The 16,091-nt window shown below is 51.1% G+C and carries 8 protein-coding genes; 3 read left to right on the forward strand and 5 right to left on the reverse strand.

Annotated elements, in window-relative coordinates:
• The first annotated feature begins 147 nt into the window (after positions 1–147).
• Both MKO97_RS01985 and MKO97_RS01990 read left to right on the forward strand, forming a co-directional pair.
• On the forward strand, positions 148–2,523 hold the full coding sequence (locus tag MKO97_RS01985; protein WP_241104399.1) for a M20/M25/M40 family metallo-hydrolase: 2,376 nt from the start codon (positions 148–150) through the stop codon (positions 2,521–2,523).
• A complete protein-coding gene (locus MKO97_RS01990) occupies positions 2,516–3,301 on the forward strand; it encodes an SDR family oxidoreductase (protein WP_241104400.1) in 786 nt (261 codons plus the stop codon). The genes MKO97_RS01985 and MKO97_RS01990 overlap by 8 nt, the downstream gene beginning before the upstream one ends.
• A gap of 44 nt (positions 3,302–3,345) precedes the next feature.
• On the opposite strand, the gene MKO97_RS01995 is transcribed toward MKO97_RS01990, so the two are convergent.
• Genes MKO97_RS01995 through MKO97_RS02005 form a run of 3 tightly spaced genes read right to left on the reverse strand, consistent with a single transcriptional unit; the run spans position 3,346 to position 13,010 of the window.
• On the reverse strand, positions 3,346–5,226 hold the full coding sequence (locus MKO97_RS01995) for an OmpA family protein (protein ID WP_241104401.1): 1,881 nt from the start codon (positions 5,224–5,226) through the stop codon (positions 3,346–3,348).
• Positions 5,227–5,245: 19 nt separating this feature from the next.
• Positions 5,246–6,169 (reverse strand): type IX secretion system membrane protein PorP/SprF, encoded by a 924-nt coding sequence (locus MKO97_RS02000; RefSeq protein WP_241104402.1) that lies wholly within the window; start codon positions 6,167–6,169, stop codon positions 5,246–5,248.
• Positions 6,170–6,224: 55 nt separating this feature from the next.
• Positions 6,225–13,010 carry a choice-of-anchor L domain-containing protein gene (locus MKO97_RS02005; RefSeq protein WP_241104403.1) on the reverse strand — a complete coding sequence of 2,262 codons (6,786 nt, stop codon included), beginning with the start codon at positions 13,008–13,010 and terminating at the stop codon, positions 6,225–6,227.
• Positions 13,011–13,215: 205 nt separating this feature from the next.
• Here MKO97_RS02005 and MKO97_RS02010 point away from each other — a divergent pair, with 205 nt between their 5' ends.
• Positions 13,216–13,983, forward strand: a complete 768-nt coding sequence (locus tag MKO97_RS02010) for a UDP-2,3-diacylglucosamine diphosphatase (RefSeq protein ID WP_241104404.1) — start codon at positions 13,216–13,218, stop codon at positions 13,981–13,983.
• Here the strand turns inward: MKO97_RS02010 and MKO97_RS02015 are convergent.
• Both MKO97_RS02015 and recJ read right to left on the reverse strand, forming a co-directional pair.
• A complete protein-coding gene (locus MKO97_RS02015; RefSeq protein ID WP_241104405.1) occupies positions 13,980–14,327 on the reverse strand; it encodes a hypothetical protein in 348 nt (115 codons plus the stop codon). The two genes, MKO97_RS02010 and MKO97_RS02015, sit on opposite strands and share 4 nt — an antisense overlap.
• 42 nt (positions 14,328–14,369) lie before the next feature.
• Positions 14,370–16,067 carry a single-stranded-DNA-specific exonuclease RecJ gene (recJ, locus tag MKO97_RS02020; protein ID WP_241105486.1) on the reverse strand — a complete coding sequence of 566 codons (1,698 nt, stop codon included), beginning with the start codon at positions 16,065–16,067 and terminating at the stop codon, positions 14,370–14,372.
• Positions 16,068–16,091 lie beyond the last annotated feature (24 nt).

A 16,091-nucleotide genomic window follows, 5' to 3' on the forward strand; every position in this document is an offset into this window, starting at 1 on the left:
TTAAAATATCAACATCCGGAGGCGATTGTTCTATCGCTTTTTTCGCACACAATTCGGTTCAATAGCCCTGAATGTCAGCACTTTTTTTTAGATTTGTCGAACCCCACATGTTTACTGTTTTGCTTTCGGCCTCCAAGGCGCCTGACTATGAAGAAAAAAACCTACTCCCTTCTCACCGCATGCGTACTCGCCTGTATGGCCTGTTGGGTACTCTTTACTCTTAAACCTGTGGTGGTTCGCGACAAAGTCCCACTGTCCGAATTTTCGACGAAGCGGGCGATGGAGCACGTGACCCAAATCAGCCAAAAGCCGCATTATGTGGGAAGTCCGGCCCATGAGGAAGTCGTCCTGTATATCGAACAGCAACTCCGTGAGCTCGGATTGCGTCCGCAGCGACAGGAAGGTTTTGTCATCGGCGATGGTGACAAGCTGGTATATGCGCGAAACCTTCTGGCCCGCATCCCGGGAACCAACTCGGGAAAGGCGTTGGTACTTCTCTCCCACTATGACAGTGCGCCACACAGCAAGTCAAAAGGCGCATCGGACGATGCATCCGGTGTGGCTACGGTACTCGAAGGACTGCGTGCCTTCCTTCACAATAAAACGTCCCATCGAAACGATATCATCGTCTTGTTCACCGATGCGGAAGAACTTGGCCTGAACGGCGCTTCTTTATTTGTAAATCGGCACCCGTGGGCAAAAGACGCCGGATTGGTGCTCAATTTCGAGGCGCGTGGCAGCGGCGGTCCATCTTGCATGCTGATGGAGGTCAACGGCGGTAACGCTGCCATGATCCGGGCATTTGCCGACGCCCATCCGCGTTACCCAGTCACCAATTCCCTGATGTACAGCATCTACAAGATGTTACCAAACGATACGGATCTCACGGTTTTCCGCGAAGACCGCCACATCCAGGGCTTCAATTTTGCTTTTATAGACGATCACTTCGACTATCATACCGCGCAGGACGATGCGGCGCGTCTTGATCCTACGACGCTGGCGCACCAGGGCACGTACCTCATGCCGTTGCTCCAGTCTTTGGGGAACGCCGATCTTTCATCGCTGGAATCGGAAGACGAAGAGGTATATTTCAATACGCCTGTCGCGCTCGTCCATTACTCTTTTTCGTGGAACGTGCCGCTTGTGGTCGTCGCCTTTCTACTGTTCGGTGGCATCGTATTCGTCGGATTGGGTAAAAGGGTGTTGGTACCCCGTGATATGGTAGGAGGATTGCTTCCTTTCCTGATTGCCTTGCTGCTGTCGGTACTTGTCAGTTGGGGCGGATGGCAACTGTTATTGTGGGCGTATCCCTCGTATCATGAGATCCAACATGGCTTTACCTACAATGGCTATTGGTACATTGCGGCTTTTTCGGCCCTCACCCTGTCTATTTGTTTTTATTGCTATAAACGCTGGTCAGCCCGTAATAAAGCCCTCAACCACTTCACAGGGCCTTTGCTGTTGTGGATTATCCTGAATGCGGTTCTTTGTGTCGGTTTGCCGGGCGCTTCGTATTTTATCTGGCCGGCCTTGTCTGGATTAGTGATGCTTGCCGTTTTTGTGGCAACCCAACGGGTAAATAGAATCCTGAACTGGATCCTCGCCCTACCTTCCCTGATCATTATAGTACCATTTATCAAGATGTTCCCGGTAGGACTCGGACTGGTGATGATTCCGGGTGCGATGGTGTTGTTGGTATTTCTGTTCGCGCTGGTTTTACCCTTATTAGGTCAGTTCCCGAAAAAGAATGTCTGGGGCTCAGCCCTGTTACTACTCGCTGCGGTGTTTTTCGTGAAAGCCCATTTTGATTCGGACTATGCCAAAGGAAAAGCCCTGCCCGACAGTTTAGTGTATTATCTCAACGCCGACGCGAAAAGTGCTTACTGGGCTTCGTATGACGCCACTGCTGATGAGTGGACGGCGGCTTACCTGGGTACAAATCCCAAAGCTATCCCTGTAGTAAATGACCTGTCGTTGTCGAGCAAATATGGCCGGATGTTTCGTCTGGCTGCTCCTGCCGCATTAGTAAACGTACCGACGCCTTCTATCGATTTCCTGAAGGATTCGACAGCGGGCAATCGGCGCTATCTCTCGATCCGGATTACGCCACGGCGTCCGGTAAACCGCTATGATGTATTCCTGACCAAATCGTGCCGCCTGTACGACCTTAAGGCAAATGGGGAAATCGTTCCTGATCGGTTCTCGTCGAAGATGGCGGCGGGTCGCGACGACAAACTCGTCCTGTCCTATTACGTCAGTGCGCAGCGACCGCTGGAGTTCACCTTTTATGTAGACGCTCATATAAAGCCGCAAATGGAAGTGGTGGAATCTTCGTTTGACTTGTTGGAAAATCCACTTTACGGCGTTAAGCCGCGGCCAGACCGCTATATGCCGAAACCGTTTCTGGTGAACGATGCGGTTATGGTGCGGAAGAAAATCGTACCCTCTGGTCCTTTCACGCCCGCACCGCCCACACAACCCGTCGTTCGCGATACCATTCCCGCAGAAAACCGAAATGGCTGAAATTAGTATTCTTGGATGCGGATGGTTAGGACTTCCGTTAGCGAAAGAACTGATAAAGAATGGGCGCGTCGTCAAGGGTTCTACAACCCGGGAATCCCAGCTGCCGCTACTCAAAGAAGCCGGAATAGACGCGTACCGCCTTATAGCCGGACCCGATGCGTTCGTCAACCATAAGCGCTTTCTGCAATGTGATATCCTAATCCTGACGCTTCCACCCAAAAGAGGTGAAAGTGGCTACTTGGAAAAAATCGTATCGTTGTTTTCCGATTTTAAGGAAGCCGGGATACAGCATATCCTGTTCACGAGTTCGATTTCGGTATATGGAAACGAAAAAGGACTTGTTACGGAAGATACAGGTGTACATCCTGACACGCCATCGGCCTCTGAGATAGTGGCAGTGGAGAATGCGCTGCGAGCTTCCTTCCCGTTGACGACGGTGCTTCGTTTGGGTGGACTCACGGGTCCGGATCGACATCCTATTACGTCACTTGCCGGACGAACTGGTATTCCCGATGGCGACGCACCGATTAACCTGGTGCACCTGGACGATTGTATCGGCGTTAGTAAAACAGTTATTGACCAAAACCGCTGGGGTGAGACCTTCAATGTTGTACCCCCTTACCACCCCTCCAAACGTGCGTATTATACCCAAAAGGCTGCTGAACGGAATCTGTTGCCGCCGACCTTCCTGCCTGGCGGAGCAGACGGACGTATCGTAGACGGCAGCGCGATTACACAGGCTACCGGCTATACCTATTCCGTAGTAGAAACCATATAAAAAAAGGCCCGCGATTGCAGGCCTTTTTTCTACGGGGTAATCCGTTATTTCTTCACGATGAGGAACTCGCTTCGGCGGTTCATCGCGTGTTGTTCTTCGGTGCAGGCCTCTTTGCAGTCGACCTTCGGCTCGCTCTCGCCATAGCCCTTGCCCGAGATGCGGTCTTTGGAGATGCCTTTCGAGATGACATACGCCACCGTGGACTTGGCACGACGGTCGGAGAGGTCGAGGTTATATTTGTCGGAACCGCGGTTGTCGGTGTGCGACTTGACCAGTATCACCATGTTCGGGTTGTTATTCAACACCTGTACGAGCTTGTCAAGTTCGAAAGCGCCCTGCGGGGTGATGTTGCTCTTGTTGTACTCGAAGAAGATGTCTTTGAGGATGATTTCGGTTTCGGTCACGATCACATCGATCGGGTTCAATGCCGCCGGTACCTCTACCTTGCCGCCCTTGTTCTTGTCGATACCAAAGGTGCCGCTCTCAAAGCCGTCTTTCATCGCCTGGACGGTGTAGGACTTGTTACACTCTACCGTATAGACCACCGCCCCGTTCGAGTCGGAGTTGCGCGTCTCAATCACGTTCTTCTTATCGTCGAGGATTGCCACGCGAGCTCCATCGATCGGTTGGCCTGTCTTGGCGTTGGTGACCATAACCGTGGCCTCTACGCTACATATTGGGTCGGCGATGTAGAGATCGTCACTACCCGAACGGTTCGAGGCCAAAAAGCCAATGTTCTGGGCCGTGTTGAAGCTGAAGGAGAAGTCGTCTTTCTCACTGTTGACCGGCTTGCCTAAATTGGTCGCCTCGGCCGGTTTCTTGGTATCGAAGACAAAGATGTCGAGTCCGCCAAGGCCCGGTTTGCCGTTTGAGGCGTAATACAGCAGTCCTTCGTCGGTAATCGATGGGAAGTTCTCCGAGCCTTCGGTGTTGACCATCTTGCCCAGGTTCTCCGGTGTGCCGTAGGTGTCGCCGTTGATGGATACCTTCCAGATATCAGAGCCTCCGAAGCCACCTGGCATATCCGATGAGAAGTACAGCGTCTTGCCGTCTTTGGAAAGGCTTGGGTTGCCGGTAGAGTACTCCTTGTTGTTGAAAGGTACTTCCTTGACATTGCCCCAGCCGTCGCCGGTCTTGGTGGCTTTGTAGATGTAGACCTGTCCGCGGTTAAGCTTCGCGTTCTTTACCTTTCTGTCCTTTACGTATTCCTTTTCCTTGAAGCTCTCCGAGGAGAAGTACATCGTCTTGCCATCGGCGCTTATCGTAGCCGGGCCGTCGTGCCACTTGCTGTTGATACCCGTAATAGGGGTAGGTTCTGCATAGCTGCCATCGGCGTTGCGAACCGCCTGGTACATATCCAGATACGGCTCATCGTTCCAACCATAGGTCTTGCGCGACTTGTTGCGGGCCGAGGTGAAGTAAAGGAAGTTGTCATTGGAGAGCACAGGGCCAAAGTCTGACTCCGGGCTGTTGATGGCCATTGTCTTTACGTTGAAGGCCTTGCTCTTGTCAAGAAGCTTGGGAAGGTAGTCCGGGTTCTTCATGAACTCCACCGCACGTTGGTCCGAGGGGGCCATCGAGGCGAACTTCTTCATCCATTTGTTGGCCTCTTCATACTTGCCGTTCATCTTCAGCATCTGGGCATACTTAAAGTACGTCTCAGCATCCTGGGGCTCGTTGATGATACGGGCATACCACTTGGCTGCTTCCTTCGGGTTGAACATATTGTAGTAGGCTTCGGCCAGTTGCTTGTACACATAGCTGCTCCCCTTCTTCTTCTCTACCAACGATTCGTATTCCTTGGCGGCATCCACATACTCCAATCGACGGAAGAGCTTATCGGCCGTCTCAGTGTCTCTGTTCTGTGCCTGCACCGAGAATGCGGCAGCTAACACAAAACTGAATATAAGTGCTGTTTTTTTCATTGTCGTGTTCAGGTTTATGTTAGAAAAAACGTGGTGAACGTGATACCTTCTTCGGGAAGTCAAGATCGAACAAAAGGATGATCTCGTGCGAAGACGTGGTAACGGTCTTGATATCCGAGATCACATGGTCATAGGCATAACCGATGCGGATGTTCGGGTTGATCGCATAGTTCACCAATCCACCAAAGCTGTCATCTACACGGTAGGTGGCACCGATTTCAAACTTCTCATTGAAGAGGAAGTTGGTCGAGACATCCACCGACGTAGGGGCATCAAAGGCACCTTTCCACATCGCAAAGGGCTTGAACTTAACCGTCGAACTCAGGTTGAAGACATAACCTCCGGTAAGGAAGAAGTGCCGCGTCTCGCTGCCGAACTTCCGCCCGTTGTAGTCCAGTTGGGTCGCCTTGAGCATGTTCGGTACCGAAAAGGCCAGGTAGTAATGGTCGGTGTAGTAGAACAAACCCCCACCGATGTTCAAATACACATTGTTGGTGTTCTCCTGGAAGGCGTCATCGCTCGGGTCGGGAAGGTTCCCGTTGTTGATGTCGCTGTATAGACCGATCCGCTGGAAGGTAGCGCCCGCCTTCAGACCAAAGGCCAGGCGGTGCTCACCGTTCAAACGAAGGGTGTAGGAGAAGTCACCATAGGCGTTCTGCTCCTCTACAGGACCGATCTTATCCGATATCACCGAAAGACCCAAACCTACGTTCCTGCCAACAGGCAACGAACCTGAAAAGGTAGCCGTCTCAGGGGCACCGTCCAAATTAACCCACTGCTTGCGGTAGAGAAGACCCATCGAGAGATGGTCTTTCGAGCCCGCATACGCCGGGTTCATAACGTTCATATTATACATATACTGCGTATAGTGTGGATCCTGCTGCGCATAGAGACCCGTAGCACCCAGCAAAACGGCTAACGCCGCCAAATATAGTTTCTTCATCTGTATGGTAATTTATAGCCTGCCCCGAAGGGCAGGCCTGAATTTAGGTTGCCGTTTATCTGTTGATGTAAATCCAGCCCGTCAGCTGGTCGCCTTCCGCCGTCTCTATAACATAAAAATACGTAGCCGAAGGAAGCGTCTCGCCCCCAGCAGAATGACCATCCCACTGGTTGGTGTAGTTCAAATACTCATACACCTGGGTGCCGTAACGATTGAAAATCGTCAACTTCTTGACGTTATAACCACTCAGATCAAACGTGTCGTTCTTACCATCCCCGTTCGGAGAAATACCACGCTGGATGCCGCAGGCGATGAAATTCTCGGTAATCGGTTGCACCGATTTACATCCGTCAGGGGTTGTTACAGTAACTGTGTACGTTCCTCCTTCCGTTACCTTGATAATCCATGGTTCGATACCCGGTTGGAACGGTGCGGTGCCCGTCCACTCAAATGTGGCAGTAGCCGGATCAAATGAGTTGTTCACCGGAATGGCCCGAATCAGGAACACATTGTTCTCACAACTGTTGTCGCTTCCAATGGTTACGGTCGTGTTGTTCTCGCCGACGTTAACCGGGAATGGTCCTGCCTGACAGCCCAAACGCTCGATGGTCAACTGATAGGTTCCTACCTGATCGGCACTGATCGTGGCGCCCGTGGCGGTTGTCCCATCTGGTCGAGACCACGTGAAGCTCACCAGCGGATCGTTGATGTCGAAATTATTGGCTGTGAATGAAACCAATACACTCTGGTTGTCGCATATCGTATACGGCTCTCCGACAAACGATACCGTGTAGTCTATAGCGCCCTCCGCGATCGCAAATGGTTGCGGTGTAGACGGACATCCATAAATATCCACGCTTACCGTATAATCGCCCGCTTCGTCAACCGGCAATATACCGGTTGTGTTGGTGACATCGCCACCGTTTGGACGTGTGAACGTATACGTGATCGTAGCTCCGGCAGGTGGATTGGTCACGCTAGCGGTCACCGTGCCGGTTTCATCCGGACACAGCGGTGTGTTACCTGTAACACTTACGGCCCATGCCGGCGTCGACGCCCCTACCGTAAATGGATAATCCGTGTCGCATCCTAAGATGTTTACGTTCACATTGTAATTACCAGGACCCGTAATGACAAACGAGTTACTGGCACTCACCACAGGTGTACCTCCCGGCGTCGTGTAGGTGTATTGTACCGGATCGCCGTTCGTGTTATTACTAATGCTTACCGTGATGGTAGCCGATTCAGACGGACAAAGGGTTGCAGGCGCATTAACGGATACTGCCCACTCGTCTGTATTCTCTATAACGTCGAATGTCTGGGTCGTGGTACAGCCCTCATTGTTGACCAATACCGAGTACGAGCCGTAGCCCGCTGCACCTACTACCGTAATGGACTGGCCTGTATCGAGAAGTGTGCCGGAAGGGCCTGTCCAAACATACGTCACTAATGTCGGGTCGAAATTACCCGCAACCGGCTGCACCGTAAGCGTTGTCGACTCGTCTGGACAAATCGCCAATTTTCCGTCAATTGTAAACTGCGGCGTCAGGTCCTGTACGGTCAGGGTAAACGATATCAACTGTTTACATTCTGTAGCGGTGTTAGAGACACGCACCCAGATTACCTGTCCGTTAGTGCCTGAAAAAGCTGCCGGGTCATCAATATCGGTAACGTTTTCACTTGCGTGTTCCTCTGTCAGGAAGTAACCAATCGTATGAGTACCCGGAGTGAACGGCGCCATGATGTTATCTGTGTTCACTGTAAGGTCGAACAAAGCGGAGCTGGAAGCCGTACAGATTACCAGGTCGTCAGGTGTTCCTGGCAATGCGTCCTGGTAGTACTCGATGGTTACGGTGTCGGTTGCGCTACAAGTGGTATTATTGAACTGGGCCTTTACGGTATAGTCCCCAGCCTCTGTCACGGTAAGATTGGGTTGGGTTTCGCCCGTAATCAGTTCGGTTCCATTATACCACTCAAAGGTATACTGTGCCGGATCCAATCCGCTTTGGATGGTATACTCATCCCCCACACAAATCGCGTTGCCGTTTTCTACCGTAAGGTCAAGACCTAAATCAACATTTCCAATCTGAAAGTCCTGAATAAATACGGCAGAATCGAATGCCGTATCGAAACCTCCGAATCCCCCGTCATCCCCTAGTACAATTTTCATATGGTACAATACGCCGGGGGTTACATTAGCTTCTGCAATCATCTTCTTTGTGATACCACGGAAATCCGTCATAGAAACAATAGTGGGCGTACCTCCCGGCAGAAAATCGTCGTACAAATGATCAAACCAATCAATATTTTCCGACGAGCAGCTATTATTGAAAATATTATCCCTGACGGTAAATGTACAGACAGGATCATCCGTTCCTGGAACCACTGCCATGTTGATCGTCTCGCCAGTTACCGTATTGGTAAGAAAGAACGCGAAGAAATCACTAAAACTACACTGGAAGGTGCCGTATTCATCGGAAGCGAAGATGAAGTCGAAGAAAATGTAATCGGTAATCGGAGTAAAGTCGAACTCGAGTCTGGCGACATTCGAACTAATTCCACCATCCGGATCTACCTCGTTAATCAGCGCGGTGAGATCGGCATCCGCCGGATTTCCATTATCAAAACTTTGGGTACCCGTTTCAGGCCCTGGGGCGTCTAAAACATTCCCTGAAGTTAGGATGATACCCTCTGCTAAGGCGAAATCAGAGTTGGCTTTGCTGAAATATCCTACCCCTGCCGGAGATGACGTAATATTTGAAATCAAGGCGCAGTCGGAATCAATAAAAACTTCTTCCACTAGTTCCGTGATTGTATAGTCTGTTACACTCGTATAAATAGGGGGAGGAACGTTTCCTATACAAATATCGAACAGGATGTCCTGTAACGTGTTCTCCTCCGACCATAGTCTTATAAAATAGACTGCGCCTTCCGTTGTGTTGTTAAGCACTGCCTGATTTTCCGTAAAACATCCCAGGGAAGTAAGAGTGCTACAATCCGTGGTCGTTGAAAACACCTGGAAGTTGACATTTGTGGAAGTACCCTGTATATTCTCTAAAGTAATAATCTGCTTGGCACCGTTTGCCGTAAACTGGAACCATACATCATCATCCTCAGAACCCGCGCAACCATTTGTAAACCCACCTGTCGAAGCGGTTGCGCCTGTGACCGTTCCCGGTGTAGTAGTTACACATTCAAAACTCGGGTTAACGGCAGCGACGATGGCAGTGCTGCAGTCGTCATTGGTTATGTCCGGTGGCGTAGTAATACAAAGATCGAACGTCGTCAGGGCGTTGGCCTGTGTGTTGGCATTACTGTAGACACGGATGTAGTAGACATTATTAGGGATAAGTCCGTTAGCGATACTCACGTTCGGTGTTGAACAATACAATTGCGTCATAGTTGAACAGTCCGGCCCGGTCAGCGCATATACGGTGTGGTTGACGTCGCCGCCGCCGCCTACTACATTGCTAAGGGTAATGATGTGGATATCATTCGTAGCCGTAAACATATACCATACGTCGTCATCCTCTTGTCCAGGACAACCCACCGGCTGAGACGACTGGGTGGCGCCCACCGTACTGCCCGACACATCGTCGACGCATTGACGTGTAGGATTGACCGGTACGTTGATAGCCGCCGTACACTCGTCGTTCACAGGTTTGGTGGTGAAAGTTTTTGGATTAAGTATCGTCCAGGTACTGACATCCGAACCCGAGCATATAGCGCGCACATAATAGATGTAGTTCGTTCCCGGAAGCAGACCTGTTGCCGTAAATGGTAGTGGCGCATTCGCTACATAATAGTTGTCAGTGGTGTTGGTCGGATCGGCCAAAGGCTGTCCGTTCACCGGGAGAGGCCCTCCAACCGGCACCACATATACTTCCCATTGAGTCTCCGAGCCACCCGGCGTCCAGGTGAGTTCGGCCGTGGTTTGGGTAGTGGCCGCGATGTTTAGGTTGAGCGCCGTGGGCTTCGGACACGTCGGCGGATCACATTCCGTTACCGAGTTCCAAATTACAGTTCCGGGTGTTCCGGTTCCGGGCGCATAGGTATAGATAATATCCGTGAACGGATTCTGTACTGTAAATCCAATTTCATCCGGCGCAGTTCCGGCAGTTTGCCAAAATACGTCGAATGGAATGTCGTCGCAAAGCGAAATATTTACCGTTGTGGGACCGGCGCCGTTTATGGTACCCCCTATCAGCGGTGTGATTGGAATGCCATTCTGTCGAACTTGAAGGCGTGCGCCGTTCCATCCGTTGGCACCTAAATCGGTCAAAACGAATTTGTAAGTACACTTGTCCGCAGCGTCGCAGGTGATGGTGTTGAAAATAATCGGGCCAGCCCACGTACTCTTATCATCACCCGGACATACGGTACGGATATAGTAATAATAAATCGTAGCCTGAGTCAGGCCTCCAATATTAAATGTATAAGGTCCTGGAGGTGCTCCGACCTGCGCAGCACTTACCGGATAGATGGTGCCCTCGGCAGGGTTCACACCCGGAGGTGCCGGTGCATTCGGCCATCCTGGAATAATCAGGATCTCCCATTGCGAATCGGTTGGTGTTCCCGGTGTCCATCCAAAATCAGCCGAGTTCAGTGTGATATTGGTAACCGTCGGAGTGGTTGGTTTCGGACAGGTGGGAAGCGTTGTAAAGTTGGTACAAACCCAATCCGGCGTTGTGAAGTCGCATTGTACGCGAACACAGACCTGATAAGGGGTATCGGGCGTCAGCGGCACAATTGTCGTAAACGGATTGGACGTAATGTCATCGTACGTTGGTACGGTTGCATCGTCAGGTGCCGGTCCACCGCCTGGCCCGACGAAAATATCCCATGTATCGGTTCCTGGCGCACTCCAGTTGATTTGAGCGCCATTGGTGGTGATATTGCTAACCGTTAGGTTGAGAGGGAAAGTATCACAGGTAGTCGCCGAGCACGTAGCGCTTGTCACACCGGAATATACCGTTTGGTTGACTCCGCTCACACCTGCCGGCTTCAGGAAGATGGCCTGCCCAGCCGAGTTCAGGATGGTCAGGATACACTGCTGCGGTTGCGTTCCCGCTGTGTTCCAGAAAACGCTGAACGGCTGGCCCGGACAAAGTTGAACCGCTACGTCCACAGGTCCTGCGCCCGCATTGTACGTAGAGCCGATAGTGGCTAACACCGCGTTGTTCTGTATGATTTGCATCCTTGCGCCGTTCCAGCCGTTATTGGCCGAGTCGGTCATACGGAAGGTATAGGTACATTTATCAGCATCGTTACAAAGAGGCGTCGTAAAAGGAAATGGCCCATACCAGATAGACGTATTTCCGCTGCCGTCAGGGCAAATTCCCTGCACCCAAAATTCGTAGGCTACACCTCCGGTAAGACCAGAAACCGGGAAGTTCGTGTTCGTGTTGGCAACAACGCCCCCACCTGTCGGAACCGGTGAAGAGGCAGGTTGTGTGACGACATTCCACGAGGTGTAGGCACCTAACGCCGTCGCACCCGCAGCCCATGATAATTCGGCGGAATTCGACGTTATAGCACCAGCAGTACCACCTGAGATAGGAGTAGTCGTGGCGCAGGAAACACACTGCAGCACAAGATCGTATGCTACGTTGGTAACGGCTGCAGTCGAAGAGATAACTATATAATACGTAGTGCCGGCTGTCACATCAAAATTGAAGGTGCGGGGAGTTCCATTATTATTCGCGGCACCCGCTATACAATTCACACCGATGTTGGCACAACTGGAGTATACGAATATACCCGAGTTATTCTGAACCGGATCCATCCAAAGGTTGATCGTACCGTTTGAGGTGGCCGTATAGGAATAAACCACTTCAGGCCCCGCCATGTAATTGGTAGTCGCAGGCACGGCTCCACAGAGCGATCCGGCTGCGGGCGACTGGATGGTATCGAAATCGTCGCCGTAGTCCTGCGTGCTGCCCGAAAACTGGGCTGGGCACGTAGTAATGGGAATTGGGCAGTCACAAAGCGATCCCGCTGGGATGGTGGTAAAATTGAGAGGCCCTACCCATCCGCTGAAATTATTGTCGCCGCAATCGGTACGCACGTAAATAGAATACACGGTGCTGGGCGACAACGTCGTAGGTGTGTAGGTTGTGCCCGTTACCGATACTGCCAATGCATCATTTATTGGATTGCCTTCCGGGATCACCAACACCTGGAAATTATTTTGTCCGGCAGGTGCCGTCCATCCGATAGGTGCGCCGGAACACGAGGCGGCACCTACCGTAATATCCGTCACAGGTTGGCACTGCTGCACAAGGTTGACGTTGTCGATGAGGAAACGCTCACCGGTACGCGCCGGTGTAGGTTGCGTATACTCGCGGACGAAGGCGATATAAACCTGTTGACCGAAAAACACGCTGTTGAATTCGACCGTACGAAGATCGCAATCTGTCACATCACCGTCATCAAAGTCGTTTAGCTCCGCTTCGGTCCAGGACTTAGCAAGTTGGTAGGATGCGTAATCGGTTTGAGCCCCGGTGGTAATCATCACCCGAAACTTTGTATTTGAATCACCGATTTGGAATTGGCGCACGAGAAAACGGAGTTGTCCGTCAGTCGGCATTGTCACCTGATTGGTAATCAACCAGTCTTGTTCGGTATTACCCAGGCCAATATTTTCATTATTGATGTAGGCACCTTTTGTGCCGCTGCAGGCTGTAATAGCGGCGGGAGACCACTCCCATGCGAATGAGGCTCCCACTACGCTGCTGGTGGTCCAACCCGTGGGCGGGAACGCACTTTCAAAGTCTTCGTTGAGCTGGGCGTAGTTGACACAACTCCACAGCATCAGCAGCAATAAAGTAATTTTTTTCATGCAATTGAGGTTTAAAAATGGTAATCCTTTGTCAAAAAAAGGTATAGTTTCAAAAATAAGGAATTTTGCCAAGAAAATCTTAATCTTTGGTTATTTCACAAAATGTGTAAAATTGCGATTTTATGTAACATTTCGCTAAAAAGCCGCGATTTCGTTACAAATCCCAACCTTTCCTCTCTTCGTATTTTTATTATCTTTGACGGCAATGACCAGCTTTTCCCTACTTGACGGAAAGAAAGCGTATTTCGCCTCCGACCAGCACTTTGGCGCTCCCACGCCCGCGGAAAGCCGACCGCGTGAAGACCGGTTTGTGGCCTGGCTCGATACCATCAAAAAAGATGCGGAGGTACTGTTTTTGGTAGGAGATCTCTTTGATTTTTGGTTTGAGTATCGCACCGTGGTCCCGAAAGGATTTGTACGGGTTTTGGGCAAACTGGCGGAACTGCGCGACAGTGGTGTCATCATTCATTTTTTCGTCGGCAACCACGATCTCTGGATGCACGATTACTTCCAAAATGAACTTAACATACCCGTGTTTCATGACAATCAGGTCTATCAACTCGGCGAACAGCGTTTTCTGGTAGGTCATGGGGATGGAAAAGGACCCGGAGACAAGGGTTATAAGCGGATGAAAAAGGTATTCACGAACCCTTTTTCGAAATGGCTGTTCCGCTGGCTGCATCCGGATTTGGGAGTGCGTCTTGCGCAGTACCTGTCGGTCAAGAACAAACTGATCTCGGGCGAGGCTGACGTTCGTTTCCTGGGTGAGGATAAGGAATGGTTAGTACAATATAGCCGTCGTAAACTTGAAACCCAACACTATGATTACCTGGTTTTCGGCCACCGCCATCTACCCATGGTGATTTCGTTAGGAGAAAAATCGCGATATGTGAACTTAGGTGATTGGATTGGGTATTTCACCTATGGTGTATTTGACGGAACCGACTTCCAACTAAACACCTTCGCCGGTTAATTCCGGCCAGCCCCGTTTACAAAGTCAAGCAGGCGAAGACGGAATAAGGCGCCTTCCACCAAATCGTCCAACAATTGCAATTCTAAACCGGAAACTGCCAATTCTATTTGGGGATAGGGCGTAGTCAACCGCCTTTTTTGCTGGCATCCCGCCGGGCAACCTTTGCAGCCGTTGTTGAGGGCGTCGCGTATATGTCCGCCGAACGAAACCAGTTCTTCTTCCGTCAGGTAAAATCCGGTATCGCGAAACACCAATTGCATCCGGTGCGATAAGAGCTTGCCCTCTCGCTTCCAATAAAAAACAATTCCGATATCATTGATATACAGAGGTGCGATGCTATCCATATCCCAAAGATAGCTATTTAAATTCATTCTAAATAACTATGCTTAGAAATTTTGCCGGATATCTTTCATGCGCAACTGGGGCGTAATTTCGCCGTTCCATTCATTCTCTTCCAAACAAAAAATAGTGGAAAAAGGGCGCCTGTTCGCTACCTGTTCCAGGCGGTCTCCTAAACCAAAGGCGATGGCCCCGATGCCGTCGGAATCGACCTGCCGCACGAACATCTTCAGGTGTTCCCCGTTTTGGCCGATGCGCTTGGCATATCCGGTATCATGCACGTTACGAGATAAGAATACCGGCATTCGGTTTCCCGGGCCGAAGGGTTCGAACATCTTTAGGATGCGGCGGGTCTTCGCGTCCAAATCCGTAAAGGCCACTTCGGCATCGACGGTTATCTCAGGTACTCTCAAAGCCTCCGGTAATGTATTTTTTACCGTTTCCTCAAAGGCATCCTTGAAATCCTGGTACTTCTCCGGCTGCAATGTCATGCCGGCCGCATACATGTGCCCGCCAAATTGCTCGAGGTGCTCGGCGCATGTCTCAAGGGCATTGTATACGTCGAAACCCGACACAGAACGGGCCGAAGCTGCATACTTGTCACCACTTTTCGTAAACACCAACGTGGGTCGGTAATAGGTTTCGATCAGCCGCGACGCGACGATCCCAATTACCCCTTTGTGCCAGTCTTCCTGAAACACGACGGTCGTATAGCGGTCTTGCTCCCCCTTTTCCTCAATCTGCCACAGTGCCTGTTGGGTGATGGCTTTATCGAGATCCTTTCGGTCGGCATTGTACTGTTCGATTTCCTTCGCGTATTCCAGCGCCTGATTGAAATCGGTCTCGCATAATAAGGTGACGGCATGCTGGCCATGTCGGATACGCCCCGCCGCATTGATCCGCGGTGCCACGATGAACACGACATCCGAAATATCAATGACACTCTTCCGGGTTTGGAACAACAACGCTTTGAGTCCCGGACGCGGATGGCTATTCATCACTTTCAACCCATAGTACGCCAATACCCGGTTTTCGCCCGTAATGGGCACAATGTCGGCCGCAATCGCCGTCGCCACCAAATCGAGATACGGATACAAATCCAGCAGTCCCTGCTGTCGGTTAGCGCCAAGTGCCTGTACCAGTTTGAACCCTACGCCACAGCCGCACAACTCGTCGTACGGATAGGTACAGTCATCGCGCTTTGGGTCGAGTACCGCCACAGCATCCGGAAGTTCAGGCCCCGGGCGGTGGTGGTCGCAGATAATGAAATCGATACCTTTTTCTTTGGCATACGCCACATGCGCGACCGATTTGACGCCGCAGTCGAGTGCGATGATCAATGTAATACCGTTGTCATCGGCATAATCGATGCCTTTGAACGACACGCCATAGCCTTCGTCATAGCGGTCTGGGATATAGGTGTCGACCTTGTCATAAATAGAATGAAGATACGTCGAGACCAGCGCCACCGACGTCGTGCCATCCACATCGTAATCGCCGAACACCAGGATGCGTTCGCTGTTTTCGATGGCCCGTTCCACTCTTGCCACCGCTTTGTCCATATCCTTCATCAGGTACGGATCGTGAAGCGATTCAAGGGTCGGTCGGAAAAAATCCTTTGCTTGGTCAAAGGTCGTGATACCGCGCTGTACCAGAAGGCGCGCAACGAGTTCGGTCACATTCAGTGCCGACGCCAATTCGCTGACCTGCGTAGCGTCGGGTTTCGGGATAAGGGTCCATCTCATAGGTGCTGGCATGGCGTGTAAGGA

Origin of the sequence: Flavobacterium sp. HJ-32-4 (assembly GCF_022532105.1) — a bacterium.
In the GTDB taxonomy this organism is placed as follows: Bacteria; Bacteroidota; Bacteroidia; order Flavobacteriales; family Flavobacteriaceae; genus Flavobacterium.

Excerpts from the sequence above, each read along its gene's own strand:
- MKO97_RS01985 (WP_241104399.1), top strand. The coding sequence starts at position 148 with ATGAAGAAAAAAACCTACTCCCTTCTCACCGCATGCGTACTCGCCTGT.
- MKO97_RS01990 (WP_241104400.1), top strand. The coding sequence starts at position 2,516 with ATGGCTGAAATTAGTATTCTTGGATGCGGATGGTTAGGACTTCCGTTA.
- MKO97_RS01995 (WP_241104401.1), bottom strand. The coding sequence starts at position 5,226 with ATGAAAAAAACAGCACTTATATTCAGTTTTGTGTTAGCTGCCGCATTC.
- MKO97_RS02000 (WP_241104402.1), bottom strand. The coding sequence starts at position 6,169 with ATGAAGAAACTATATTTGGCGGCGTTAGCCGTTTTGCTGGGTGCTACG.
- MKO97_RS02005 (WP_241104403.1), bottom strand. The coding sequence starts at position 13,010 with ATGAAAAAAATTACTTTATTGCTGCTGATGCTGTGGAGTTGTGTCAAC.
- MKO97_RS02010 (WP_241104404.1), top strand. The coding sequence starts at position 13,216 with ATGACCAGCTTTTCCCTACTTGACGGAAAGAAAGCGTATTTCGCCTCC.
- MKO97_RS02015 (WP_241104405.1), bottom strand. The coding sequence starts at position 14,327 with ATGGATAGCATCGCACCTCTGTATATCAATGATATCGGAATTGTTTTT.
- recJ (WP_241105486.1), bottom strand. The coding sequence starts at position 16,067 with ATGAGATGGACCCTTATCCCGAAACCCGACGCTACGCAGGTCAGCGAA.